This window comes from Oceanibaculum indicum P24, from assembly GCF_000299935.1.
GTDB lineage: Bacteria > Pseudomonadota > Alphaproteobacteria > Oceanibaculales > Oceanibaculaceae > Oceanibaculum > Oceanibaculum indicum.
This window is the reverse complement of sequence record NZ_AMRL01000020.1, coordinates 1-25,636: the sequence shown is the minus strand read 5'-3', so window position 1 is coordinate 25,636 and position 25,636 is coordinate 1. Positions and strand designations below refer to the sequence as shown.

The window sequence follows — 25,636 nt, the reverse complement described above, 5'->3', positions numbered from 1 at the left end:
ATCTCCTGCAACCTTGTTGGAGATCGCCATGTCATCCGCAAAGCCAGTCTCTTTCGAAGAATTTTCCGTCACCACCGGGCCGCTGCCGGCCTCGCGCAAGATTTACGTCCCCGGCACGCGCCATCCCGATATCCGGGTCGCCTTGCGCGAGATCGATCTGGAGCCGTCCTCCGGCGAGCCGCCGATGCGGGTCTATGATGCCTCTGGCCCCTATACCGACCCCGCCGCCTCCATCGATATCGCGCGCGGCCTGGCGACCCTGCGCCGCCCCTGGATCGAGGGCCGCGGCGATGTGGAGGCCTATGAGGGCCGCGATATCAGGCCGGAGGATGATGGGCTGAAGCAGGGCGAACAGCGCAAGGTGGCGATGTTCGACCGGTCCGGCATCCGGCCGCTGCGCGGCAAGGCGGGCAGGGCGGTTACCCAGCTGGCCTATGCCCGCGCCGGCATCGTCACGCCGGAGATGGAATATGTCGCGATCCGCGAGAATCTGGGCCGGGAGCGGCTGAAGGAGCGGTTCGAGCGCGATGGAGAGAGCTTCGGCGCCGCCATCCCCGATTATGTGACGCCGGAATTCGTGCGCGACGAGGTGGCGCGCGGCCGCGCCATCATTCCGGCCAACATCAACCACCCGGAGGCGGAGCCGATGATCATCGGCCGTAACTTCCTGGTGAAGATCAACGCTAATATCGGCAATTCCGCCGTGACCTCCTCGGTCGCGGAGGAGGTGGACAAGATGGTCTGGGCGATCCGCTGGGGCGCGGATACGGTCATGGACCTCTCCACCGGGCGCAATATCCACACCACGCGGGAATGGATTCTGCGCAATTCCCCGGTCCCTATCGGAACCGTCCCGATCTATCAGGCGCTGGAGAAGGTCGGCGGCAAGGCGGAAGACCTCAGCTGGGAGATTTTCCGCGACACGCTGATCGAGCAGGCCGAGCAGGGGGTGGATTACTTCACCATTCATGCCGGGGTGCGGCTGGCCTATATCCCGCTGACCGCTAAGCGCGTGACCGGAATCGTCAGCCGCGGCGGCTCGATCCTCGCCAAATGGTGCCTCGCCCACCACAAGGAGAATTTCCTCTACACGCATTTCGAGGAAATCTGCGAGATCATGAAGGCCTATGACGTGTCCTTCTCGCTGGGCGATGGTCTGCGCCCCGGCTCCATCGCCGATGCCAATGACGCCGCCCAGTTCGCCGAGCTGGAGACGCTGGGCGAGCTGACGCAGATCGCCTGGAAGCATGATGTGCAGGTGATGATCGAAGGGCCGGGCCATGTGCCGATGCACAAGATCAAGGCCAATATGGACAAGCAGCTTTCGGTCTGCGGCGAGGCGCCGTTCTATACGCTGGGGCCGCTGACCACCGATATCGCGCCGGGCTATGACCATATCACCAGCGGCATCGGGGCGGCGATGATCGGCTGGTTCGGTACGGCGATGCTGTGCTACGTGACGCCGAAGGAGCATCTGGGCCTGCCCGACCGCGACGATGTGAAGGTGGGTGTCATCACCTACAAGCTGGCCGCCCATGCTGCCGACCTCGCCAAGGGCCATCCGGCGGCGCAGGTGCGGGACGATGCGCTGTCCCGCGCGCGCTTCGAATTCCGCTGGCGCGACCAGTTCAACCTGTCGCTCGACCCGGAGACGGCGGAGCAGTTCCATGACCAGACCCTGCCCGCCGAGGGCGCGAAGCTGGCGCATTTCTGCTCCATGTGCGGGCCGAAATTCTGCTCGATGAAGATCAGCCAGGAAGTCCGCGACTATGCGCAGAGCGGCATGGCGGAGATGTCGAAAAGCTTTATGGAAAAGGGCGGTGACATCCTGATCGCCAAACCGGCGGCGGAATAACAGACGTCTGGGGGCGGCTCAGTTCCGGCGCGAAAGCAGCCGGGAGCCGCCCTGCGACGGCGGGTCGGCGAGGGTGTAAAGCCCGACCATGACCCGGTCCACGGTAACGCCGTCATCGGCCAGCGGCAGGATCACCCGGTCGAGTTCGCGCCAGGGCAGGCTGTGGTCGCTATAGTGGCGATAGACCGCCTGCCGCGTCTCCACGGCTTCCCGGTAGCAGGCCAGCACCTCGTCGCGGTAGCGCGGTGTCAGCCCTTCCTCAAGGTAACGGCCGGCCAGCGACAGGCCTGACAGCAGGGTGAAATGGCCGCCATGCAGGACGAAGCGGAAGCGCAGCGGATCGCGCTCCACCTCCAGCAGGCTGATATGGCCGATCCAGTCGGCAAGGTCCTCCGCCAGGAAATCATGGCGCGCGGGCAGCCGGCCGTCTTTCGACAGCCCCTGCCAGAAGCGGTGGAGCGCCGCCAGTTCCTTATGCTGTATCGAATCCATGGTCCTTGCCGGGTCGGAATTTGGCCGTGGCTACAGGATGATCGGCAAATAATTAATAAAGTTCTAAATATTTATTGAAGCTGGCCGTGGCGGGGCGAGTCAGGGGATATTTTCGCTGAAGGGCCGCGATGGCGTGACCGCCATGTAGAGCCCTGTCATCAGCAGATCGACAGTATGGCCATCGCTGGCGAAGGGCAGCACCAGCCGGTCGATCCGCTTCCAGGGTTTCGAATCGTCGCGCTGGATGCGATAGGCCGGCTGGCCGGTTCTGGCGGCCTGGATATGCTGGTCCAGGATCAGCTCGCGATACTTGGTGTTCAGCGTCTCGTCGAGATAGCGGCCGGCCTGCCTGTTGCCGGTCAGCCGCGCCAGATTCTCGCCCTGCAACCGGATGCGAAAACGCAGCGGCGTATCCGGGCCATCGCCGCGTTCCACATCCACCATGCCGATATAGCCGATCCAGGGCCAGATATCCTCGGCCTGGAAATGCTGGCGGCCGGGCAGCAGATCAGGGGCCGGGCGCCGCGATTCCCAGAAATGATACAGGCTGCGCAGCTTGCTGTGCGCGATATCGACAGGCGCACTCATAAGGGGGTACTCATAGGGGTGACAGATCCCGATCCTGTTTCGCGGCAGTATAGCCCACGCCGCGCTGTTGGCAGGATTTTGGATCAATATACTTAAGATTTTATGAAAATCCCGCTTCGCGATCCGACCCTCTCAGGGCGTCGGATGCAGGACGAGGAAGCATGCGACGGCATGGTCCACGGCGCTGGATATCTCGGTGTCCGACATGGCCGGCTCCAGCCCCAGCACGCGCTTCAGGTGGCGCGGGCCGATCAGCATGCCGAGGAACATTTCGGTGGCGCGGGCCGGATCGTCGAGCCGGATCAGCCCGCGGTCGGCGGCGCGCTCCAGATAGCGCGCGATGCGGCCGCGCGTGTTCTGCGGCCCGGCGGCATAGAAGCGCCGGCCAAGGTCGGGGAAGCGCGGCGTCTCCGCCACCACGACGCGGTAGATCGCCTGGGTGTCGGGGCTCAGCAGGAAGGTCAGGAACTGCCGCCCGATCTGTGTCAGCGCGGCGCGCACCGGCAGCCCTTCCAGCGTCTCCTCCTTCAGGCTTTCGGCGATGCGCCGGCAGTTGGTCGCGACCATCGCCGCGAACAGTTCCTCCTTGCTGCCGAAATGGGCATAGACCGTGGCCTTGGAGACGCCGGCCACGCGCGCGATGGTGTCCATGCTGGTGTTGGCGAAGCCGTGGCGCAGGAATTCCGCGCGGGCGGCGGCCAGCACCTGCGCCGGCTTCGAGCCGGCGGCGGGTTCCTCCATCACACTGTCCAGCAGGACCGTCTCCACCTGATGCCCCTTCTCTATCCTTGTCATTGCCGGGCTTGACCCGGCAATCCAGGGCCGCGTTCTGAGACGATCCAAGCTGGGCACCGCCCCTGGACCCCCGGATCAAGTCCGGGGGTGACAGTTGAGTTGAACCGAATCCACGCAGTCAATATTGACGGACTATGAAGCCGGGCGTAGCGTGCGGGCAAGGATAAACTGAACCGTTCAGTTCAGTTTGGACGGGTGCAGAGAAACGGTACGGAAAAGACGGGGATGGAATGCGCAAGCTGGTGCTGATGCTGGCCCTGGCGGGATTGCTGTCGGCGGCGCTGTATGCCGGCTGGCGCTGGCAGACCGAATGGCGCTTCGTCGAGAAGACCGACAACGCCTATATCCATGCCGACATCTCGGTCGTCAGCCCCATCGTGCCCGGCTATGTGGCCAGCGTCCCGGTGGCTGACAATCAGCGGGTCAGGGCGGGCGAGGTGCTGGTGACGCTGGTGGACAGCGATTATGCCGCGCGTGTCGCCGAGGCGGCGGCCAATGTGGCCTCAGCCCAGGCGGTCATTGTCGGCATCGACAGCCGCCTGTTGTTGCAGCTGCCGCTGATTGAGCAGGCCGAGGCGGCGGTCGCCGGCGCCGATGCCGAGCTGAACCGCAGCCGGCGCGACTATGACCGGCTGAAGGCCTTGCGCCGCGACGATGTGGTCAGCCGCCAGCGGCTGGAGACGGCGGAGGCCGATTTCGCCAAGGCGACGGCGGCGCAGGCCAGCGCACGGGCTGCCCTGGCGGCGGAACGCCAGCGCCTGGATGTGCTGCAGAGCGAGCGCGTGCTGGCCGAGGCTCAGGTCGAGGAGGCGCGTGCCGCCCAGACTGTCGCCGAGGTCGATCTGGCCCATACGGTGATCCGGGCGCCGGTCGATGGCGTCGTCGGCAATCGCGGCGTGCGGGTCGGTCATTATGTGCGCGCCGGCACCAACCTGATGTCCGTCGTGCCGTTGCCGGAGGTCTATCTGGTGGCGAATTTCAAGGAGACCCAGATCGGCCGCATGCGCATCGGCCAGCGTGTGCGGGTCGAGATCGATGCCTTTGCCGGCACGCCGCTGGAAGGCCGCATCGAGAGTCTGGCGCCGGCCAGCGGCTCCCAGTTCAGCCTGCTGCCGCCGGAAAATGCCAGCGGCAACTTCACCAAGGTGGTGCAGCGCCTGCCGGTCCGCATAGCGCTGTCGCCGGATAACCCGCTGCGGGAGAGGCTGCGGCCCGGCCTGTCGGCCGTGGTGTCGGTGGATATCCGCGATTCCGGGGAATGAGCAGCACGCCCGCCCCAGCCCCGGCCATCGGCGACCGGCCGCCGCCGACCTTCCGCCAGAAGGCCGGCTTCTTCGCGATGATCTTCGGCATGTTCATGGCGATCCTGGACGTGCAGATCGTCGCCAGCTCGCTGGCCGATATCCAGGCGGGCCTGTCGGCCAGCGTGGAGGAGATCAGCTGGATCCAGACCTCCTACCTGATTGCCGAGGTGGTGATGATCCCGCTGTCCGGGGCGCTGGCGCGCATCCTCTCGACGCGGGTGATGTTCAGCATCGCGGCGCTGGGCTTCACCATCTTCAGCTTCCTGTGCTCGCTGGCCACCAGCCTGGAGGCGATGATCGTGGCGCGCACGCTGCAGGGCTTTTTCGCCGGGGCGATGATCCCGTCGATCTTCTCCACCGCCTACACCATGTTTCCGCGCTCCAGCATGGGAAAGGTCTCGGTCGTCATCGGGCTGGTCGCCACCATGGGGCCGACCATCGGGCCGACGCTGGGCGGCTTCATCACCCAGACGCTGGGCTGGCACTGGCTGTTCAACGTGAACATCGTCCCCGGCCTGATCATCGCCGCGACGGTGTGGAGCTGCATCGATGTGGACAAGCCGGAGCCGGCCTATCTGCGCGGTCTCGACCTGCCGGGGCTGGTGGCGCTGGCGATCTCGCTCGGCACGCTGAACTATGTGCTGGAGGAAGGGCCGCGCGAAGACTGGTTCGAGGACCAGACGATCTTCCGCCTCGCCGTGCTGTCCGCCGTCTCGGGCTGTGTGTTCTTCTGGCGCGCCTTCACCTACCGCCAGCCCATCGTGGAGTTGCGCGCCTTCGCCGACCGCAATTTCGCGCTCGGCTGCTTCTTCAGCTTCGTGGTCGGCATCGGGCTGTTCGGCTCGGTCTATCTGACGCCGCTGTTCCTCGCCCAGGTGCGCGACTACAGCGCGCTCGACATCGGCATCATCATGATGGTGACCGGCGCCTTCCAGTTCTCCGTGGCGCCGCTGGTCGGCACGCTGTCCACGCGGCTGGATCTGCGGCTGATGCTGGCGTTCGGATTCTCGCTGTTCTGCTTCGCGCTGTACCTGAACAGCTTCCTGACGGCGGAATCGAGCTATTGGGAATTCTTCGTGCCGCAGGCGGTGCGCGGCGTGTCGCTGATGTTCTGCTTCGTGCCGGTGAACCGGCTGGCGCTGGGCACGCTGCCGCCGGACAAGCTGAAGAACGGGGCGGGGCTCTATAACCTGATGCGCAATCTGGGCGGCGCCATGGGGCTGGCCGTCATCAACACGCTGCTGGTGGATCGCGGCGCCCATCATCTGTCCTACCTGACCGAGAACCTGACGCTCAGCCGGCCGCAGGTTCAGGCCTATATCGACCGGCTCTCCGAACGGCTGGGGGACGGCCTGGCGGGCGATCCGGAACTGGCGGCGATGAAGATACTGTTCCAGCTCGCCCAGCGCGAGGCGCTGGTGCTCAGCTTCAACGACTGCCTGCTGCTGATCGGCCTGACCTTCGGCGCCGCACTGGTCTTCATGCCGCTGGTGAAGAAACCGCGCGACTGACGGCGCGAAAGTCGCCGGCAATCACAGACTCCGAGATGCCATTTCCCCTGTCGTCATTCCCGCACTTGTTGCGGGAATCCAGGCTTCAGCTTTCTCGACAGACATCCAGCGAGCGGAAGCCTGGACCCCCGCAATAAAGGCGGGGGTGACGGGCGGAGTAGGTGGCGGGTGCCAGGGCGACAGGCCGCATGGCCGGCATGCGCGCAGCGCGGAGGGAGCCCCGGTTCCGCGCCTTTTCGACACTTACAGACTGTAATTGTTCCAAAGAAGAAACAATCTTGCCGCGCATAGCAATTGCCGCTAGGCTCGCCTCACAATAACGAATGAGGGGGTTGCGAATATGTCAACCCTCCTGACAGGGAGCGCCCGTGCCCGGCCACCGCATTTGCCCTTGGCCGGGCACATCAAAATCAAGAAGACCAAAAACAAAACTTACAAAAACGAACTCTAGGGAGACGATGGGATGAATCTACGTAAAATCCTGAAGGCCGCCACCATCGCGGGCCTTGCCTGCGGCATCCTGGCGATGGCCGCCGGCGATGCCGAGGCGCAGAAGCGCATCCGCTGGAAGATGGGCTCCACATATCCGGGCTCGCTGACCCAGCTGGGCACGCTGGCCAAGCGTGTCGATGCCCAGATCGATCTGGTGTCGGGCGGCAATATCCAGATCAAGTTCTTCGAGCCGGGCGCCCTGGTGCCGGCGCTGGAAGTGTTCGATGCGGTGGCGCAGGGGTCGGTCGATACCGCCTTCTCCACGCCGGGCTACTGGGCGGGCAAGGTGCCGGCGCTGCAGCTCTTCGCCGCCGTGCCGTTCGGCCCGAATGCCGGCGAATATCTCGCCTGGTTCTATTTCGGCGGCGGCAAGGAAATCTTCGACGACATCTACCACAAGAACGGCATCCATTCGGTGATGTGCGCCATCATCGCGCCGGAGGCCTCGGGCTGGTTCCGCAAGGAGATCAAGACCGCCGAGGATCTGAAGGGGCTGAAGATGCGCTTCTTCGGCCTGGGCGCGAAGGTGATGGAGAAGATGGGCGTCTCGACGCAGCTTCTCGCCGGCGGTGACATCTATCCGGCGCTGGAGCTGGGCACCATCGACGCCACCGAATTCTCCATGCCGGCCATCGACCTGAAGCTGGGCTTCCACCAGGTCGCCAAGCACTATTACTTCCCCGGCTGGCATCAGCAGTCCACGCTGTTCGACCTGATGATCAACAAGGCGAAGTGGGATGCGCTGGACAAGACCCAGCAGGCGCAGATCGAAGCGGTGTGCGGCGACAATATCCGCTACGGCTTCGCCGAGGGTGAGGCCATCCAGTTCGGCGCGCTGAAGGAGCTGAAGGCCAAGGGTGTGAACATCCACACCTGGCCGAAGCCGATCCTGGACCAGCTGGAGGCCGCCTGGCAGGAGGTCGCCAAGGAACAGTCCGTCGACCCGGACTTCAAGCGGGCCTGGGACTCGCTGCAGGCCTTCCGCAAGGACTATGTGGCCTGGAAGGAAGTCGGCTACCTGCGGTAAGCAGCGGCTGACCTAATGACGGCGAACGGCCAGGATCGCCTATGTGATCCTGGCCGTTCTGCCCCTACCCCGCCCGCAATATCTGGCAGGCGGCAAGAGACTCTCAAGGACGGATCATGGATACCCTCATCAAGGTCAGCGACGGGCTGAACCGCTTCGTCAGCGCCATCGGCAAGCTGGCGGCCTGGCTGGCGATCCCGCTGATGCTGGTCATCATCTTCGACGTGGTGACGCGGCGCTTCTTCGTGCTGGGCTCGACCAAGCTGCAGGAACTGGAATGGCACCTGCACGCGGTGCTGTTCCTGATGTGCTTCGCCTTCGCCTATGTGAAGGACAGCCATGTCCGCATCGAGCTGCTGCGCGAGAGTTTCAGCGGGCGCACAAGGGCCTGGATCGAGATCTTCGGGATGCTCTTCTTCCTGCTGCCCTACTGCTATGTGATCCTGTATTTCGGCTATGACTTCGTCATGCGCTCCTACCTGTCGCACGAGGTCTCCTCGGCGCTGACCGGCCTCACTCACCGCTGGATCATCAAGAGCTTCGTGCCGCTCGGCTTCGCCCTGCTGGCGCTGGCCGCGATTTCCTCGATCCTGCGCAACCTCGTTTATCTGTTCGGGCCGGACCGGCTGCGCGACCGCGCCGGGCTGCATCTCTTCTCGAACAGTGAAATGGAGATGCCGGACAAGCCCACAGCCCCGCACAGCAGCTAAGCGCCACTTCTGAACGCCTGACGACGATCGCGAAACGCCGAAACGGACCCGCCTCCATGGAATTCTATATCGAAGATTATTTTCCGGTGCTGATGTTCGTGGCGCTGGCTTTCCTGCTGTTTTCCGGCCTGCCGGTCGCCATCGTGCTGGGCGGCATCGGCCTCGCCTTCGGCGGGCTGGGCGTGATCTACGACGTGTTCTCGCCCATCGAATTCTTCAACATCATCTCGCGGGTCTATGGCGGCATCGTTGAGAGCCTGGTGCTGGTTGCCGTGCCGATGTTCATCTTCATGGGAACGATGCTGGAGAAATCCGGCGTCGCCAACGACCTGCTGCACGCGCTGCAGGTGCTGCTGCGCCGGGTGCCGGGCGGGCTTGCCCTGTCGGTCACGCTGATGGGCACGGTGATGGCGGCGACCACCGGCATCATCGGCGCCTCGGTGGTGATGATGACGCTGCTGGCGCTGCCGGTCATGCTGCAGCGCGGCTACAGCCATCCGCTGGCGGCCGGCACGATCTGCGCCTCGGGCACGCTGGGCATCCTGATCCCGCCCTCGATCATGCTGGTCATCATGGGCGATTTGCTGGCGATCTCGGTGGGCAGCCTGTTCCTGGCGGCGATCATTCCGGGCTTCCTGCTTTCGGCGATCTATCTCGCCTATATCGCCACCACTAGCACGCTGAACCCGAAGATGGCGCCGCCGATGCCCGACGCGGAGGGGCCGGAGAACACGGCCGAGCTGCTGATCATGGTGGCGCGCAGCTTCATCCCGCCGATCCTGCTCATCACGCTGGTGCTGGGGTCGATCTTCGCCGGCTGGGCGACGCCGACCGAGGCGTCCGGTGTCGGTGCCTTCGGCGCCACGCTGCTGGCGATCTTCAACCGGCGGCTCAGCTTCGCAGTGCTGAAGGAAGTGTGCGAGCGCTCGGCCCTGACCGGCGGCATGCTGTTCTTCATCTTCGTCGGCGCGACCGCCTTTTCCTACGTCTTCCGCTCGCTTGGCGGCGACGATCTGGTGATCGACTTCATCGAGGGCCTGGGCTTCGGCCCCTGGGGCATCCTGTTCGTGCTGATGGGGGTGGTGTTCTTCCTGGGCTTCTTCTTCGACTGGATCGAGATCACGCTGATCGTGCTGCCGGTCTTCGCGCCGATCGTCGGCCTGCTGGATTTCGAGGGGCATGTGCCGTCGCAGAGCGTGGTGCTGTGGTTCGCCATCCTGGTGGCGGTCAATCTGCAGACCAGCTTCCTCACGCCACCCTTCGGCTTTGCGCTGTTCTACCTGAAGGGCGTGGCACCGCGCGAAATGAAGATCCAGTCGATCTATCGCGGCATCATTCCCTTCGTGATCCTGCAGGTGATCGGCCTCGGCCTCGTCATCCTGTTCCCGGACCTGGCCCTCTGGCTGCCCACGACGCTGCTGGATTAGCGCAGGGAAGTTTGATCCGATATCTGTTTTCTTCTCGAAGTCATTGCCGGGCTTGACCCGGCAATCCAGGGGCCACGGTCTGGGACACTACCGGCAAAGCGCCGCCCCTGGACCCCCGGGTCAAGCCCGGGGGTGACAAGATGATGATGTTCGCTTTGCGTCTCCCCTCACTTCCGCTTTTCCAGGTCGCGGCTGCCGAACCACCAGATGATGGCGGCGGTGGTCGCATAGACCAGCATCTCGACGATGCGGCGGCGGTCCTCGTCACTGTAGAGCGCGAAGAACACCAGGCCGGTCAGGCCGATCAGCAGCAGCGTCAGCATGGGGCGCACCAGGCGCAAGATGTTCGTGACCCACTGGCTGGCGCGGCCGTAGCTGCGGTCGTGATCGTAGGAGGCGGTGCGCAGGTCGCGTGCCGTGGCCAGCTCCGCGATCAGCCGTTCATTCTCCCATTCGGCATTCTTCGCCTCCATCTGCAGCAAATGCAGCCGCTCGGCATGGGCCAGCTCCAGCTCCAGCGTGCGGCGTTTCTCGCGCGCCTCCAGGAGACGGATGCCGGCGGACGCCACGAGGCCCAGCAGGCCGGTCGCCCCGCCGGTCAGGATCGAGGCGAAGAAGCTCAGGACGTCCATCGTTTGTCTCCCCACTCTCTTGTCGGCCCGCAATCGACATGCAGGAAGGTTGAATAGAAGCCGAAGCCGGTGAAGCCCGATGCGCGGGCGGCCTCCAGCAGCGCCGCCCGGTCGTGGCCGCGCAGCGAAAGATCAAAGGCATCGCCACTCTTGTGGCGGGAGAGCGGCGCGCCGCCGACACGGGCGTTATGGACAGGATCGCGGTAGGCCGAGGTCACGATCACCGGCCGGCGCAGCGCCTCGCGCAGCGCCTGCAACCGGTCGAGGGCAGCTGGCGCGATCAGCAGGGAGCCATCGCCCCGGCTGGCGATCTCCCGTGGCGTGAAGTCCGGCCAGTGCCACAGCGCATTCGGCACAAGCGACCAGTGCTGGAAGAAGCTCACGGTAAGGCACCGCCCAGCAGCTTGCCGAAGGCGGCCCCCAGCGCCGCCGCCGCGCCGCCCAGCAGCATCAGCAGCTTCCAGCCGCCGCGCGCCTCGGCCAGCGTGCCGCGGATCGCCTTCACATCCTGCTTCAGCTCCGCCATATCGTCGCGGCTGTCGCGCATCTGCTGTTCCAGCGTCGCCAGACGCTCGCGTTCGTCGCGGGTCATGCGAACCCTCCTTGTCTCGTCGAAATGTGCTAGGGGTGACAGCCCATCTCCCGGAGCCATACCCGTGCTTAGAATCCTGCCGATCCAGATCTGCCTGCTGATGCTTGGCGCTTGTGCTTCGACACCGCCGGAACGGCAGGTCCGCTACGAGATGGAACCCTGCCTCGCCGCGCTGCGCGCCGCCCTGCCGGAGGCGCGGGATGCCCGCTTCGACCCGTCGGAACTGACGCATCGCGGCGGCGACTGGACGATCCTCGCCGAGGCGGTCTCGCCGGACGGCCGCTGGCGCCGCGCCTGGCGCTGCGATTTCCGGGATGGCGTCTTCCTCTCCGCCGCCTGGCTCGACAAGGCGGAGTAGGGGATTTTTGTTCCCCCTCACCCAGCTTCGCCTAGTTCGCTACCGCTTCCTTCAGATGTCATTCCCGGGCTTGTCCCGGGAAGCCAGGGTTCAGCTTACTCGACCGGGGATCCAGCGAGCGGAAGCCTGGACCCCCGCGATAAATGCGGGGGTGACGGTTGGAGTTGAAAGGGCACCCCCAAGGGCAAGGATGGCGGGCACCCCGCCTAACTCAGCCGTTCCTCCAGCTCCAGTTCGGTGGCGAACAGCTGGAAGGCGCGGTGGGTGACCGGCCGCAAGGATCGCAGCCGGGCGATGAACACCCGCTCGGCACGGAATTCGGTATCCTCGGGATCGGCCACCGCCAGCACCTCGCCGCTGGGGCCGGCTGCGCGCTGCAGCTCCAGATGCACGCGGTAGGCCTCCTGCGCCGACTGATGCTCGATGGGGTAGGTCGCGACGCGCCGCCGCGCGCTGTCGCCGAAGCGGGCCGTGCCGTCCTGCGCGCGGGCGATGCGGGCCTCCGCCTCAAGGCCCAGTGACGCCCCATACTCGTAATTCACCGACAGGCTCACCGCCGGCCCCAGCCACAGCCGGGCAAGGTCGAGGAATCCGTCGGTGCTGGCGCCGTCATCCAGATCGAACCGCCAGTAGCGCGCGGCGACATCCGGCGGCGTGGCCATCATCACGGCAGCATAGCCGTCGCGCCGTCCGCCGCCCGGCCAGACATCCAGCCAGCCGGAATCGTAGGCGACGGGGCCAAGCTGCAGCGCCAGCGCCGCGCTGGCCGCCGACAGCTCGGTATCGCTCAGCCGCCGGCCATAGAGCTGCACACGGGCGAGATGCCCGTCCAGCCGTTCGCCGTCCGGCCGGCTTCCGAGATCGAGGCCGGTGATTGCGGGCAGGGCGCCCGGCGTGCCGGCCACCGCCGCCCCGCCATCGGCGGAGGCGGCCGCGACCCCGGCAGCGAAAGCGATCCCGGCCACGGATGCGGCAAGGGCCGCCGGGCTGCCGGTGGACAGGGCTGCCTGCTCGACCCCGCCGGCGACGATATAGCCCAGCCGCGCGCCGCCCGACCCGTGGCGCAGCTCGATGGCGTTGGCCGCCGTGCCGTCATTCAGCCCGGCGATGGCGACCGATCCGGCGCGCCGGCTGCGGTAGGCGGCCAGAAGGGTGCCCTCCGAAAGGCCAGTATCGAGCGTCAGCCTTGCACTATCGGCGGCGCGGGTTGCGGGGGCATCGGCTGTCGGGATATAGCTGCTGGCGTCCGGTCCTTCCTCAGCTTGCGCGCCCCAGACCAGCAGCCCGCTGCTGCCGTCGCCCTCGTAAGTGCCGCCGGGATTCAGCAGGCGGCAGGCAGTGAGATAGGAGGCCTCCCCGGCGATGGAGCCGGTCAGCACGCAACGCGCCCAGCCATTGGCCAGCGGGACCAGCCGCGCCGAGAGCGCCGTGCCGGTCCCGCCCTGCGCCGTTGTCGCGGTGCCGGCGGTAAGGTCGAAGGTTCCCTGCGCAAAATCCCCGCCGCTGGACAGCAGGAGGGCAAGGCGCGTCCGCCCGGCCGGCTTCACGAACAGGCTGAGCGTGACTGTGGCCCCTTCCGCCACGCTGACGGGTTGGGTGATCTGGTGGATGCCGGTCGCCGCGGATTCGACCAGCGCATCGGCGGCGATAGTTCCATCCGGCGCCATCGCGGCTTCGGCGGTAATGGTCGCATTCTGCCGGGTCCAGGCGGCATCGGCGAACCGGGCGCTGCGCGCCAGCAGGTTGGTTCGCGCGCCCTCAATCAGGAAGCCGCGTGGCGTGCCGCTGGCCGGCTGATGATCCTGCCGCCGCCCATAGCGCGGGGCCAGGCTCTCCAGCCGCCAGGCGATGGTCGGGCTGCCGGTCCCGGCGGTGCTTTCGATGGCGAGGCGGGCCTGACCGCTCCGCCGCTCGAAGGCCGTCAGCGTGCCATCGAGATAGCGGGCGGCATCCTCCGGATCGGCCAGCCGCACCGCCTCGCCGACACAGAAGGCACGGTCCTTTTGCTGCAGCACGATCTCCAGCGTGCCGGGCGGATCGAACCCGTCGAGGTTGATCGTCAGCGGCTCGGTCAGGCCATAGCCCTGGATCACGCCATTGCGGTCGAAGCGGGTGGCGAGGCTGGTGCGGGTGAAGGCGATGCGCGGGTCTTCCGGCCCATAGCCGGTGAAGTCGAGATCGAGCCACGGCCCCGCGAGGCGCGCATCGTCGCTGGCCCGCAGGCGGTAACGCGACGTGGGGCCGGGGCAGCCGGCAGCGGGGGCGGCAACCGCGCCAAACAGCGCGGCCAGGCCGATGGGCTTCGCCTCGCCCAGATCAGCCAGGATCGCCGTATCGGCAGGCCGATTGCCCAGCGTGCGCGCTGCCTTCGACAACCGGTCATCCGCCAGCGCCGTCTGCGGCAGCGCTGCCGTCCAGCGCCCACCGGCAAGTTTCGCGCGGTCAGCCTCGTTCACCCAGCCCAGGATCATGTTTGCCATGGTCGGTCCGTTCCGGTTGCAAGAAAAGGGGGGAGTGGGGGAAGGGAGTGAGTTCACACTTCGCTGCCGTTTCCTTCAGCCGTCATTCCCGGGCTTGTCCCGGGAATCCAGGGTTCAGCCTGCTCGGGCCACCATCCAGCTAGCGGAGGCCTGGACCCCCGCAACAAGTGCGGGGGTGACGGCTGGAGAATGGATGGCGGCGGGAGAGAGTGTATGCGCGGCGTCCGGGTGAGGGGAGAACAGCGCTGGCATCCCCCTACCCCCAGGCCTGCAGGGTGATGCGGTCGGCGGTGTAGTCCTCCTCGACGCCGAGCAGGATCAGCGCACGGCCCTGCGCATAATCGAGGAAGCAATCGTCGCGGTAGGCGATCTCGTCGCCCAGCCAGGGCGCGCCGGCCTCGAAATAGGCGGCGACCGGCAGCTCGAACTCGATCAGGTCGCGGCGCACCCCATGCAGGGCCAGCAGCCGGTCGGCCTCCGCCGCCGCATCCTCCGGGTCTTCCAGCAGCGTCATGCGGCGCAGCTCCTCGGACAGCGGGTGTGCCACCAGCACCGAAGGATCGGCGGCGGCCACGGTGCGGTATTCCTCGGACAGGAAGGCGCGGCGCTCGGCCGGCACGCTTCCGGCCAGCTGGTCGCCCTGCTGCACCAGCCAGTTGCGCCGCCAGCCCAGCACCACGCGGTGGTTCGGCAGGCCACGCCCGGCATCGTTGGTGGCGAGGCGGCGCGGATGGGCGACCATCGACCGGTCGAACATGGCCACCGGATTGCCGGCGGGCGCTTCCAGCCGTCTGACCGCGAGCTTGCCGGCGCGGGTGAAGTACCAGAAGCCGCCGATGCTCTCGCAGATCAGATCGAAGGCCTCGGCGATACTCATCGCGCGGTCGATGAACAGGCCGAGGCCGATGCCCGACGTAGCCTCGTTCAGCGCCTGGAAGCTGGCATGGTCGAGGTCGAGGAAATCGACCAGCTCGGAGCGGGTGACGGCAATCGTGCGCAGCATGTCGGCGGGCTGCGCGGTATAGCTGGAGGGGTGCGGCGTGCCGCCGGTGACGATGCAATTCTTAGCCACGTGCCCGAGCTCGATCTGCGCGCCCCAGGCATGGATCGCCGCCGCCCCACCCAGGCTGAAGATACCGGGCGAGACGGTTGCGCCGGAGATGGTCTCGGTCACGGTGAAGCGCCGCCAGCCTTCGTCCAGCGTGATTTCCTGCCGGGTTGCCGCCTTGATGCCCATGCCCAGCGTTACGCTGCCGACCACGCTGCGCAGATAGATCGAGAAACTGTAGGGCTGGCCGGCTGTCACGCTGACGCTCTGGCGGAAGCCCGCGCCCTCATTGGCGGGGATGTCGATGCGTTCGGCGGTGGGGCCGCCATTCGGGCCGGTGATCACATCGTTCACGACCGTCACGCCGGGGTCTTTCGCCCAGGCCGGGTTCATGAACTGCTCCGACCACAGGAACAGGTTTTCCAGCCGCTCGCCCGAAACCTTGGCGGTGATGGTGCCGGCCGGACTGCCACCCAGCGTCACGAAGCCCTCGGTCACAGTCTCGCGGTACTGGCCGGCGGCCGGCGTGCCGGTGACCTTGGAGAGCGGCGTGCCCCGGTCGTACAGTTCATCGACCGAGAAGATCGAACCGTCATGCGCGCCATAGCGCAGCGCCGCCGTGTTCAGCGGCGCCAGCGGCACATTGTGGCACAGGCCGTAGCACAGGAGCTTCGGCCGGCCTTTGATATCGTCCGCCGTGCCCTCATTGCCGGCCGAGCCGCTGTTGCTGCCGGCGTAGGTCTCGCGCTGGATCGGTACCTCGAACTGCGCCTGCCGGTCGCGCAGGAACAGGTGCAGATGCAGGTCCCGCCATTCCGCCTGTTCCGCCGTGCCGGCGAAGATCAGGTCGAAATCGTCGAAGCGCCTGCCAGCTTGACCGCCATTTGGCCCGCGATAGAGGCGGAAGGGCCGGCCGTCCCAGCCGGCGCCAGCATAGCGGTCGAAGAAGCGGTCGGCATTGTTCAGCACGATCTCGCCCGCACCGGTGACGGAGCGCCCGCCGGTCCGGCCCGCCCCGAAGGCATGGGCGGAAAAGCCGGGCGGGCTGACGATCAGCGGCAGGAACTCGATGTCCGGCAGTGTTGGATCGTCGGGTGCGGTGCGGTACGGGCCGGTGGACAGGCGCAGCGTCTCCACCGCGCCGTTTTGGAACAGCGCGATCTCGGCCAGATACAGGATCGGCATGGGATGGTTCCTGTGAGGGGTTTTGAACCCTCTCCCCTTGCGGGAGAGGGTGGTGAGCGGTAGCGAACCGGGTGAGGGGGCGGTGGCGATTCTTCGCTATCCACTCCGGCCGTCACCCCCGGTCTTGTACCGGGGGTCCAGGTTTCCGCTTGCTGGATGCCCGCCCGAGCAGGCTGAACCCTGGATTCCCGGCACAAGGCCGGGAATGACGGTTAGAAAAACGGCGCCGCGCGGTGAGTCCATTTCTCTTTATCTCTCTCCCGCAAGGGGAGAGGGGATGTACCTCACCCCGCCGCGATGATTCGGCCGAGCGACTGGCGGATGGCGGCCATTTCGGCGCGCAAGCTGGCAAGGTCGGCGCGGGCCTGTTCCGCCTCGCGGGCCTGCTGGCGGCGCAGGGCGGCGATTTCTCCGGCGGTCTCGTCCGCACCGTCAGCCGGCGCCAGCAGCCGGCGCGTCTCCCCGGCGGTGAACAATCGTGCCGGGCCGGTCGCCTCCAGCTCCGGTCCCTGCTCGCCGACGAGGCGCAAACCGCCGGCATGCCAGCCACCCGCCGCGAAGTTCGGCGTGCCGCCCGCCGCGATGATGGCGGCGCGGTAGGAGTCGGCGAAGGCGGCGTCGGAATCGATGCGGTCGCGCACCGTGCCGCCGCCCGACATGGTCTGGCCGAGGCCGGCGAGGATGGCGTCGCGGGTCGAGCGCGTCAGGCCGATCTCTGCCATGTATTCGCTTGACGAAGCCGTCTCGCCATAGCTGCCGGGAACATAGGAAACACCGCCCGAGCCGCCACCACCGGACCCGCTGCCGCCCCCGCCGCTCGCGCCAAGCCCGGCGATCAGCCCCTGCAATATGGCGGGCAGCTGCGCCAGGCTGGTGGCGATGGCCTGCTGGCCGGTCAGCATCTGGCGCAGCGTATCGGTCTGGCTGCGCAGGCTGGAAAGCTGGCTTTCGGCGATGGCGAGCTGGCGTGTGGCCAGGCTTTCGGTCGCCTGCAGCACGCTGCTCACCCGCTCGAAATCCGCGAAATAATCGGCGGAGCTGGCATGATAGGCGCGGCTTGCCTCCAGCAGCCGGCGGCTGAGGTCCGGCAGCTCGCCGATGGCGGCGCTATCGCCCAGCTGCGCGCGGGCAGACACTTCGTCGAACTGGCGGCGCGCCTCGGTCAGCCGGTCGGCGGGCGACAGCGGCGACAGCTCGGGATCGACCAGCAGCGACAGGCGCGTGCGGGCAAGCGTATCGGCCATGCGCCGCCAGTCCGCCGCCTGATCCTCCAGCGCGCGCAGATACTCCTCGGCGGCGGCGATCTGGGCATCGGCATAGGCGCGCTGCGCCGCGGTCAGCCGCAGGGCAGTGCCCTCGGCCGTCTGGCCCAGCGCGGCCAGCGCCGATTCGGCGGCGCGCAGCACCGGGATGTTGCTCTCGACCGTCGAGTAATAGTCGATGACGGCGCGCAAGGCCGGGGCATCGAGGCCGGACAGCGCCTGCGTCAGCCCGTCATCGCGGATATGGCGCAGATCGGCCAGTACGGCATCCAGGTCGATCAGCCCCCTGGCCGCCAGATCCTCCGCACTGCCGCGCAACTCACGGAAGCGGGCGATCACCTGATCCAGCGCGTCGGGAATGCCGTCCGCCGCGCGCCGCGCCGCATCGGCGAAATTGCGCGCGGTCAGCTGTTCCAGCGTGACGGCGCTGCCGGTCATCGCCTCGCTCAGCGACTCCACCAGCGCGGCCACCAGCCCTTCCGCATCGGCGAAGCTGCCGCTGGCCAGCGGATCGGGCCGGGCGGAGGCCGGCTGGCCGTAGAGGTCTTCCTGCGTGCGGTAGAGCCAGAAGCGGTTGCCGTCGCGCCCGCCGGTGGCGAGGTCGAGATAGAGATCGTCCGGCAGCGGCAGCTTCAGGCCGCGCGTCACCTCGGACAGCGCGCCCATCACGAGTGTTTGCAGCGCGTCGCGGGCCTGCCGGGTCTCGGCGTTGGCGCCATCCTCGGTCGGGCGCAGCGTGCCGGAGAGCATGCCCTGCAGCGAGGCGGTATGGTCGCTCGGCTTGCCGCCGAACAGGCCACCCAGCAGGAAGGGCAGGGCGATGCCCGCCACCGGCAAAGCCAGCGACAGGGCGGAACCGAATCCCGCCAGCGAACCCGCCGTGGCGATACCGGCATTGCTCATGCCGCCGGCGACGGCGGAGACGCCCAGGCTGGCGGCGGTCGCTCCACCGCCGAGGCCCACGGCCGTCGCGCCGAACAAAGAGGGCAGGCCCGAAGCGAGTAATGGGGACAGGATATCGCCGCCCATTAAGGAGCGGCCTAGCCCGAGCAGGTCGGTGATACCCGGACCAGACCCGCCCAAGGGGCCACCGAGCCTGTCCGTCACCCCGGCGACGGCGCTGCCGGACAGGCCCAGCAGCGAGCCGAGCCCCGTCACCACCGGCACCACCACGGGGCGGGCGATGGCGAGCGCGGCGAGTTCCCCCAGCAGCCGGGCGAAGGCGCTCTTCAGATGGTCGGCCAGATCGCCGAAGCGCAGCCGCCCCTCGCGGAAGATCACCGTGAAGGCGTCGGAGAAGCCGCGCTGGATGCCCTCGGCGGCCGTGCGCAGCGCGTCCGTCATCGGCCGGCTGCGGCGCTCCAGCTCGGCCAGCTGGCCGGAGATGCCGCCGATCTGGCTGCTCAGCCGTTGCAGGGAAGGCTGCTGCCGGTCGGCGCTCTCGCCGATCTCCGCCAGCGACCGCGACAGCGTGCGCAAGCCGCGTTCGGCGGGCAGCGTATCCAGCGCGATCTCGATGGTTTTCTGCACGGCCAGTCCTCCAATGCGCGGTCGATGGCGGCCTCGACGAATCCCGCCGGCGCCTGCCGCGATGATCCCGCATTCAGCCGCCCGACATAGGGCACACCGTTGCGGATGCCCGTCTCGGTTAGGTGCCAGCCGTCGCGTGCCCGGCCGGTCTCGACCGGCGTGGCGGCGCGCAGCTCGGTCAGCAGGCTCGTGGCGAGCCGGTCGCGTGTGTCGGTGATGGCGGCTTCCAGATCGGCCTCGGTCTCCTCGATGCCGGTGACGGTGAGCCTCATGAGCGGCGTTCCTCGATATGGGCGAGCCAGGCGGCGTCCAGCGCCGCGATCAGGAGGACGAAGGTCTCGAAAGCCTCGCCCGCGATGCCATGCCGCCGCGCGTAAGAATCCAGTGCCGTCCAGGGGATCGGCCCGATAGCTGACATCGCCAGCGACCGGCAGCTCGCCAGCTCCGCGAAGGCATCGAGATACCAGCCGAGGCCGGGGGCGAGGTCCGGTTCGTCCAGCACCGCTGCCGGCAGATCCGCGCTACGCTCGGCGGCGGCCTCGGCCAGCCAGTCCGCCCGGCTGCCCCAGTCCAGCCGCCAGCGCAGCGCGGCGGTCAGTTTTTTGCCGTCTCCGCCAGTTCGGCGGCGCGGAAATTGGCCGCCTTCTGCGCCTGTTCCTGAATGTCGCGGAACAGCTCCGGTAGGTCGGTCAGCAGCTTGGCGGCGGCGCTGGGGGTGAAGGCGATGTCCTGCCCGTCGCGGTCCCGGATGCCGTCCCAGCCCAGCAGCACGGTCTCGGCATAGACTTCCGCCAGCAGCTTTTCCGCCACCGCCTCGTCCAGCGTGCCGGCCTGCATCTGCCGGCGGTAGGGCCGCAGCTTCGTTTCCAGCGCGCGGGCGAATGCCTTGTTGGCCCCGCCGGCACGGCGGATGGTGATGCGCCCGAACGCGCCATAGTCCAGCACCAGCCCCTCCCCGGCCTCGGCCTTCGGGTCGGTGGCAAACAGATCGTAGATCGACTGCATGGGGGTTCCTTTTCTAAAACCCTCTCCCCTCGCGGGAGAGGGTGGACGCGAAGCGTCCGGGTGAGGGGGCGGCTCGGTCTGTGCGGCTCCCCCTCACCCAGCTTCGGCTAGCTCGCTTCGCTCACAAGCCTGCGCAACCCTCTCCCGCAAGGGGAGAGGGAAGGGCTACGCCGCAAACCGGTGGAAGGCGGCGGCGAAGCCTTCCGAAGGATGGCGGATCGCCTCGAAGGACAGGCGCGCCATCACATCCTCGTTCGGGCCCGACGCCATGACATCGGCATCGGTGAAGCGCAGCCGCGGCAGATCGAGGATCAGCGCATTGCCTGCACTGTCGGCCAGCCGCACGGACAGCGCCGAATCACTGCCATCGAGGAATTTCTGATAGAGCGCGCGGCTGCCGAAATAGGTCTCGATCTGCCCGGTCGCCTGGAACTGGCCGAGGCCGATGCCCGCCGCGCCGAAGCTGCCCACCGCCATCTGCTCGCGCAGATTGTTGGCGAGGTTCAGCGAGAGCGAGCGCGCGAAATTCGGCCCGGCCAGCTCCGCCCCGCCCTCGCGGATCGAGGCGACATTGCGGGTCGCGTTCAGCACGGCGGATGCTGGCGATTCCGTCACGCTGGCGGCGATGCTGCTGCCGGCGACGGCGGCGTCGCGGCCGATCACGCCGAAGCTGGCGGTGGCGATCTGCCCGGCCTGGATGGTCAGCCGCGCGCCGGTCAGCAGGCAGCCGCGATAGGCGAAATATTCGCCGACATCGGTAAGGCCGCGTTCCAGCGTGAAGCTGTGCGGCGTCACGCCGTTGCGGATCGTCGCGGCATTGAGACCAATGGTCGCCCCAGCGGATTCGTCGGCGGCAGGGGCCGGGCTGACCGCGATCTCGTCCGCCGCCACGGCGATGACGCGGAAGAAGCCGTTATTGCCGGCAGTGGCGAAGCCGCCCACGCGCACCCACTGGCCTTGCGTAATGCCTTCGGCGATGAAGTCGGTCAGGCTGGAAGTAAAACGCCCGCCGCCGGCATCGGCGGCGATGTCGTCGGCGGAAATCGCAACCGCCTGCCAGTCCTCGGCGAACAGCGCCGCCATCAGGAAATCGTCGGCGGCGCCATGGCTCAGCTCCATGCCGATATCGCCGCTGACCGAGGCGCCCACCTGCGGGATGTCGGCGACCATGCGGTCGGGCCGGATCTCGTTCGAGCGCGCGGTGCGGACCTGGTATTTCAGGCTTTCGCCGGTGATGCGCAGCGCGGTCATCGCCGGGCTTGCCGGGGTCTCGCCCCACACGCTTTCGCGCACGCTGCGCAGGGAAACGCGGTTGGAATCCGCCATTGCTGACCCTCCTTCAGGGATAAGAAAAGGGCCGCGCGAAGGCGGCCCGGTGGTGTGTGCCTTATGTCTGGCGCAGCCGGTGCGTTCCCCCTCACCCAGCGCCGCCTAGCTCGCTGCGCTCACAAGGCTGCGCAACCCTCTCCCTCCAGGGGAGAGGGAAGTTTAGAGACAGCTTCGTAACCCTCTCCCCTTGCGGGAGAGGGTGGCGAGCGTCAGCGAACCGGGTGAGGGGATATTTGATGTTTCGCTGGCTTTCCCGACGCGCGCCGGGCGGTTAGGCTCGCCGTTCGGAACCGGAGAAACGGGATATCGCCTTATGACCCTGCATATCGGAATCGTCGGCTGCTCGGCGGAGGGCGCGGCGCTTTGCTACCGCACCATCTGCGCCGAGGGCGCGGAGCTGCTCGGTCCGCACGCCCACCCGGAGGTCAGCATGCACACGCCGCCCTTGTCCGACTATGTCGTGCATCTGGAGCGCGGCGACATGCAGGGCGTGGCCGACCTGATGCTGGCCTCGGCGGAGAAGCTGGCGCGCATCGGCGCGGATTTCCTACTGACCCCGGACAATACGATCCATCAGGCCTTCCATCTGGTCGCCCCCCGCTCGCCGCTGCCCTGGCTGCACATCGCTGAGACAGTGGCCGAGGAGGCCGCCGCGCGCGGCTACAGGAAGCTCGCCCTGACCGGCACGCGCTGGCTGACCGACAGCGCCGTCTATCCCGACGCCCTGGGCAAACGCGGCCTGAACTGCGTGAAGCCAACCATCGCGGAGCGCGACGCGATCATGCGCGTCATCATGGACGATCTGGTCTATGGCCGCTTCACCGAGGCGGGTGTCACGGTGTTCCAGCGCATCATCGGCCGGCTGAAGGAGGAGGAGGGCTGCGACGCCGTCATCCTCGGCTGCACCGAAATCCCGCTCATCATGCATGACGGCAATTCGCCGCTGCCGACGCTCGATTCCACCCGCCTGCTCGCCCGCGCCGCGCTGAGACGCGCGATTAAGGGATAGGGGGAGTTGTAATTTGTCATTGCCGGGCTTGACCCGGCAATCCAGGGGCCACGGCCTGAGACGCAACAGGCAGCGCGCCGCCCCTGGACCCCCGGGTCAAGCCCGGGGGTGACATGTAGAGATGCCCCCCCCTCACACCCGTTCATCCGCCTGGAACGGCACGGTGATGAGGGTGAGGCGCCAGCCATGGCCGTCGGGGCCGGTCTCGGTGATGTCGGCGGCGGCGAAGCTGACCGGGCCGATCGTGCTCTCCAAACTGCGTCCCTCGAACAATGCCGCTGCGCGGTCGGCCAGGCCGGCGGCCTCGGACGGGCCGCTGTTCGCCGGCACGAACAACTGCAGCAGCACCTGCCCGCGCCGCCGGAAGATGCGTCCCTCCGGCGCGCCCAGCGTCACCTGCCGGCCGGTCGAGCCGCTGACCGAGAGGCGCAGCCAGGGACCGCGCGCGGCGGCATCGTAGGTCAGATTGTCCCAGGCCAGCGGAGTCTCGCTCCAGCTCGCGGCGGCATGCGCCTCGACCGCGCGGCGGATCGCTTCCAGGCTCATCGCCGCACCTGCAGCCGCCAGGCGATGGCGGTGTCGCCGGGCTTGATCGCGCCGACATGCACGATGGACCATTCGGTATCCTCCAGCAGCAGGACGGAGCCCGCCTCCGGCACCACCGGCAGCGCTTCGGCGGCGACCAGCACGATCCGGTCGCCGCGCCGGACCATGGCATTGTCCAGCGGGCCGGGCGTGGCCTCCTGCACCACGCCGGTGATGGCGTAATCGGTACTGGCGGTCACGGTCGCCCCGGTCAGCGGGTCGAAGCCCTTTACCAGCCGGCGGTAGGTGAGGCTGGCGCCCTTCTCCGCAATCAGCCTGAGTGCGCTTTGCGCCATCCGGTTATAGAAGCCCATGGGACAATCCTCCTAGGCGCGTTCCAGCGGCTCCGGCGGGCGCACGAGGCCGGCCAGCATCCGCTCGATGGCGGGGTGGCGGGGAAGCGGAGAGGCGCCGGGGGCATAGGCGATCTCCACCTCCCCCGCCTTCTCGCGCAGCGGCTGTCCGCCGGGCGCGATATCGGGGGTGAGCGGCCCGTCGAGCGCGCGCAGGGCCAGCTCGGCACAGGCCCGGCGCACCACATCGGGCACCAGCGTCAGCAAGGCGCCTTCCTCGTCGCGGGCGCCGCGGCGCGGCCAGGCCAGCGGCTGGGATGGGTGCTTGCGGCTGCCCTTCCAGGCGAAGGCGCTGTCGAGATGCAGGGTGGCGGCGAGGAGGGCGGCGGTGCGTGCCGCCTCGCTCGCCTCCGCCCAGCCGTCCCGGCCACGCAGCGCGTGATGCGCGTTGGCGAAACCGAGATCGGCATAGGCGTTGGCGGCGGGATTGTCCCCGCCGCCCAGCTCCACGATAAGGCTCATGGCTAGCTCAGCGGCCGGCGCAGCCGCACCGCGAGGTTGCCGTCCAGCACGGTGAGGCCATACAGCACGTCGAGGGCGACATAGTTGGTCGCCGTGTCGCCGTCGTACCACATGCGGGCGCGAAGGCTGAGGCCGGTCACCGGGTCGGTGACGCTCTCGATCTGCGCGCCGCGGCCGTCGCCGGTGGCCGGCAGCGGGGCCAGCACCAGGGCCGCGAAATTGCGGTGGAACATCAGATTGGCGCTGAAGCTGCCCGCCGCACTGCCGGTCCCATCCTCGAAGCTGACGACCGCGCCATTGGCGTAGTCCGTCACGGCGGCGGGGTGGATGGAGAGCGTACCGGCGCCATCGGAAAGCGTGGCATCCGCCGTGACGACATAGCGCTGGGCATGGCCCTCGATGACGAAGCTGTCGCCGGCCGTCACCGTGGCCCCGGCGGCGAAGCCGTCCACCGACAGGCTGGCAGCGCCCTGCGCCACCGCGCTGTCCAGCACGCCGTCCACATCGCTGCCTGCCGAGATCAGCGTGCCCGAGGCATGCGGCCGGACATTCTGGTTCACGAAAATCTCCGCGCCGAAGCGGGTGCCCAGGCTGCCGCGCAGCAGCGTGTCCTGGTTCGCCGTGCCGCCGGTGACCAGCGCCGCGTGGAAGATGTCGAGGCCGAGGAAATCCTGCTCGATGGCGGGATCGACCATCAGATGCAGATTGCCGTCATCGACCGGCACCAGCAGCTCGCGCAGGCGGCGGCGCGGCGCCGTCACCCAGCCGGCCCCGGCGCTGCCGGTGACATCCACCGCCCAGGGCACGAAGCGGTACAGGCCGCACAGATCCTGGTCGATGGCGTCGGCCAGCGCATAGGCGGCGGGGCGCAGATGGTCGTCGATGATGCGCTCCGAGGCGTAGGCGAGGTCGCGGTCGGAGACGGCGAACTTCACCTCCTTGTGGCGGTCGAGGCGGATCGGCACCGTACCGGCGTCAATATCCTGCGCGCTGCTGCCGCTGCCCGGCGCATGGTCCTGCGCCGCGAAGCTGGAGGGTACGGGCACATTCACCGTGTCGCCAAGTCCGTAACTGGCGCGCTCCGCCTCATAGCCGCGATAGACGCGGCTGGCGAGACCCAGCGCCTTTTCCAGCTGGATCAGCGCTTCCTGCGCGAAGAAGGTGGCGTTATAGGCGCCAAGCGAATTGGCCATGGGCTTCTATCTCCTGTTGAGGGGCGGTGTGGTTTGGGCGAGGGGGCGTTTCGTGTAGGTGCGGCCTTAACCCTCTCCCCTCGCGGGAGAGGGTGGTGAGCGCCAGCAAACCGGGTGAGGGGGCGGCGGTGGCGGTGCGACACCCCTCACCCAGCTTCGCCTAAGGCTCGGCTGCCGCCTCGCCAAAGCTGCGCAACCCTCTCCCGCAAGGGGAGAGGGATGCGAAGGGTTGGCGCGCCAGCGCCTTACCCGAAGCTGGGTGAGGGGGGAAGCTACTCCCTACCCCAATATCGCCAGCGGCAGGCCGGTGCGGGAGGCGGCCTCGCGGGCGGCGCGGTAGCGCGCCGGGTCGCGGGCCTGGTCGCGGGTCAGCGTGATGCCGCCGGACAGCGATGTCGCCACCACGCCGGCC

At 67.7% G+C, this 25,636-nt stretch carries 24 protein-coding genes; 8 read left to right on the top strand and 16 right to left on the bottom strand.

Annotation, left to right across the window (positions count from 1 at the left end; all coding sequences use genetic code 11):
• The first annotated feature begins 28 nt into the window (after positions 1–28).
• A complete protein-coding gene (thiC, locus tag P24_RS13980; RefSeq protein ID WP_040707827.1) occupies positions 29–1,855 on the top strand; it encodes a phosphomethylpyrimidine synthase ThiC in 1,827 nt (608 codons plus the stop codon).
• A gap of 18 nt (positions 1,856–1,873) precedes the next feature.
• Here thiC and P24_RS13975 read toward each other — a convergent pair whose 3' ends face one another.
• The 3 genes from P24_RS13975 to P24_RS13965 all read right to left on the bottom strand — a co-directional run bounded on the left by P24_RS13975 (position 1,874) and on the right by P24_RS13965 (position 3,730).
• Positions 1,874–2,347 (bottom strand): PAS domain-containing protein, encoded by a 474-nt coding sequence (locus P24_RS13975; RefSeq protein WP_008945386.1) that lies wholly within the window; start codon positions 2,345–2,347, stop codon positions 1,874–1,876.
• Positions 2,348–2,446: 99 nt separating this feature from the next.
• Positions 2,447–2,935 carry a hypothetical protein gene (locus P24_RS13970; RefSeq protein ID WP_008945385.1) on the bottom strand — a complete coding sequence of 163 codons (489 nt, stop codon included), beginning with the start codon at positions 2,933–2,935 and terminating at the stop codon, positions 2,447–2,449.
• Between the two features lie 132 nt (positions 2,936–3,067).
• A complete protein-coding gene (locus P24_RS13965; RefSeq protein WP_083859788.1) occupies positions 3,068–3,730 on the bottom strand; it encodes a TetR/AcrR family transcriptional regulator in 663 nt (220 codons plus the stop codon).
• 230 nt (positions 3,731–3,960) lie between these two features.
• Here P24_RS13965 and P24_RS13960 point away from each other — a divergent pair, with 230 nt between their 5' ends.
• From P24_RS13960 to P24_RS13940, 5 genes are all read left to right on the top strand, one after another.
• Positions 3,961–4,992: an HlyD family secretion protein gene (locus P24_RS13960; RefSeq protein WP_008945383.1), complete on the top strand. Its 1,032-nt coding sequence runs from the start codon at positions 3,961–3,963 to the stop codon at positions 4,990–4,992.
• The gene (locus tag P24_RS13955; protein WP_008945382.1) at positions 4,989–6,545 is read left to right on the top strand and encodes a DHA2 family efflux MFS transporter permease subunit; all 1,557 of its coding nucleotides are present in this window, start codon (positions 4,989–4,991) and stop codon (positions 6,543–6,545) included. Before P24_RS13960 ends, P24_RS13955 begins: the two co-directional genes overlap by 4 nt.
• A gap of 463 nt (positions 6,546–7,008) precedes the next feature.
• Positions 7,009–8,064 carry a TRAP transporter substrate-binding protein gene (locus P24_RS13950; protein WP_008945381.1) on the top strand — a complete coding sequence of 352 codons (1,056 nt, stop codon included), beginning with the start codon at positions 7,009–7,011 and terminating at the stop codon, positions 8,062–8,064.
• 116 nt (positions 8,065–8,180) lie between these two features.
• Positions 8,181–8,774: a TRAP transporter small permease subunit gene (locus P24_RS13945; RefSeq protein WP_008945380.1), complete on the top strand. Its 594-nt coding sequence runs from the start codon at positions 8,181–8,183 to the stop codon at positions 8,772–8,774.
• Between the two features lie 56 nt (positions 8,775–8,830).
• Positions 8,831–10,201 (top strand): TRAP transporter large permease, encoded by a 1,371-nt coding sequence (locus P24_RS13940; protein ID WP_008945379.1) that lies wholly within the window; start codon positions 8,831–8,833, stop codon positions 10,199–10,201.
• A 167-nt stretch (positions 10,202–10,368) separates the two neighbouring features.
• On the opposite strand, the gene P24_RS13935 is transcribed toward P24_RS13940, so the two are convergent.
• Genes P24_RS13935 through P24_RS20535 form a run of 3 tightly spaced genes read right to left on the bottom strand, consistent with a single transcriptional unit; the run spans position 10,369 to position 11,425 of the window.
• On the bottom strand, positions 10,369–10,833 hold the full coding sequence (locus P24_RS13935) for a hypothetical protein (RefSeq protein WP_008945378.1): 465 nt from the start codon (positions 10,831–10,833) through the stop codon (positions 10,369–10,371).
• The gene (locus tag P24_RS20540) at positions 10,821–11,216 is read right to left on the bottom strand and encodes a D-Ala-D-Ala carboxypeptidase family metallohydrolase (RefSeq protein ID WP_008945377.1); all 396 of its coding nucleotides are present in this window, start codon (positions 11,214–11,216) and stop codon (positions 10,821–10,823) included. The genes P24_RS13935 and P24_RS20540 overlap by 13 nt, the downstream gene beginning before the upstream one ends.
• Complete coding sequence (locus P24_RS20535) at positions 11,213–11,425, bottom strand: hypothetical protein (RefSeq protein ID WP_008945376.1); 213 nt, start codon at positions 11,423–11,425, stop codon at positions 11,213–11,215. Before P24_RS20535 ends, P24_RS20540 begins: the two co-directional genes overlap by 4 nt.
• Positions 11,426–11,489: 64 nt before the next feature.
• On the opposite strand from P24_RS20535, the gene P24_RS20530 reads away from it, so the two are divergent.
• A complete protein-coding gene (locus P24_RS20530; RefSeq protein ID WP_008945375.1) occupies positions 11,490–11,783 on the top strand; it encodes a hypothetical protein in 294 nt (97 codons plus the stop codon).
• A 206-nt stretch (positions 11,784–11,989) separates the two neighbouring features.
• Here P24_RS20530 and P24_RS19345 read toward each other — a convergent pair whose 3' ends face one another.
• The 6 genes from P24_RS19345 to P24_RS13890 all read right to left on the bottom strand — a co-directional run bounded on the left by P24_RS19345 (position 11,990) and on the right by P24_RS13890 (position 21,619).
• Positions 11,990–14,263 (bottom strand): phage head spike fiber domain-containing protein, encoded by a 2,274-nt coding sequence (locus P24_RS19345; protein WP_008945374.1) that lies wholly within the window; start codon positions 14,261–14,263, stop codon positions 11,990–11,992.
• Between the two features lie 256 nt (positions 14,264–14,519).
• Positions 14,520–16,496, bottom strand: coding sequence for a phage head spike fiber domain-containing protein (locus P24_RS13910; protein ID WP_008945373.1), 1,977 nt, complete (start codon positions 16,494–16,496; stop codon positions 14,520–14,522).
• Positions 16,497–16,780: 284 nt separating this feature from the next.
• Entirely contained in the window at positions 16,781–19,288 is a 2,508-nt protein-coding gene (locus P24_RS13905) for a hypothetical protein (protein WP_008945372.1), read from the bottom strand.
• Positions 19,289–19,556: 268 nt separating this feature from the next.
• Entirely contained in the window at positions 19,557–19,835 is a 279-nt protein-coding gene (locus P24_RS13900) for a phage tail assembly chaperone (RefSeq protein ID WP_456319892.1), read from the bottom strand.
• 47 nt (positions 19,836–19,882) lie between these two features.
• Positions 19,883–20,293, bottom strand: coding sequence for a hypothetical protein (locus P24_RS13895; RefSeq protein WP_008945370.1), 411 nt, complete (start codon positions 20,291–20,293; stop codon positions 19,883–19,885).
• A gap of 165 nt (positions 20,294–20,458) precedes the next feature.
• Positions 20,459–21,619 carry a phage tail tube protein gene (locus P24_RS13890; protein ID WP_008945369.1) on the bottom strand — a complete coding sequence of 387 codons (1,161 nt, stop codon included), beginning with the start codon at positions 21,617–21,619 and terminating at the stop codon, positions 20,459–20,461.
• Between the two features lie 316 nt (positions 21,620–21,935).
• On the opposite strand from P24_RS13890, the gene P24_RS13885 reads away from it, so the two are divergent.
• Complete coding sequence (locus P24_RS13885) at positions 21,936–22,631, top strand: aspartate/glutamate racemase family protein (protein ID WP_008945368.1); 696 nt, start codon at positions 21,936–21,938, stop codon at positions 22,629–22,631.
• 132 nt (positions 22,632–22,763) lie between these two features.
• Here the strand turns inward: P24_RS13885 and P24_RS19340 are convergent, their stop codons facing one another.
• From P24_RS19340 to P24_RS13865, 4 genes are read right to left on the bottom strand one after another with little or no spacing between them, the layout of a single operon-like run.
• Positions 22,764–23,177 (bottom strand): phage tail terminator-like protein, encoded by a 414-nt coding sequence (locus P24_RS19340; protein WP_008945367.1) that lies wholly within the window; start codon positions 23,175–23,177, stop codon positions 22,764–22,766.
• A complete protein-coding gene (locus tag P24_RS13875; RefSeq protein ID WP_008945366.1) occupies positions 23,174–23,530 on the bottom strand; it encodes a hypothetical protein in 357 nt (118 codons plus the stop codon). The genes P24_RS19340 and P24_RS13875 overlap by 4 nt, the downstream gene beginning before the upstream one ends.
• 12 nt (positions 23,531–23,542) lie before the next feature.
• Positions 23,543–24,031, bottom strand: coding sequence for a DnaT-like ssDNA-binding protein (locus P24_RS13870; RefSeq protein WP_008945365.1), 489 nt, complete (start codon positions 24,029–24,031; stop codon positions 23,543–23,545).
• A 2-nt stretch (positions 24,032–24,033) separates the two neighbouring features.
• Positions 24,034–25,224, bottom strand: a complete 1,191-nt coding sequence (locus P24_RS13865; protein ID WP_008945364.1) for a P22 phage major capsid protein family protein — start codon at positions 25,222–25,224, stop codon at positions 24,034–24,036.
• Positions 25,225–25,636: the final 412 nt, after the last annotated feature.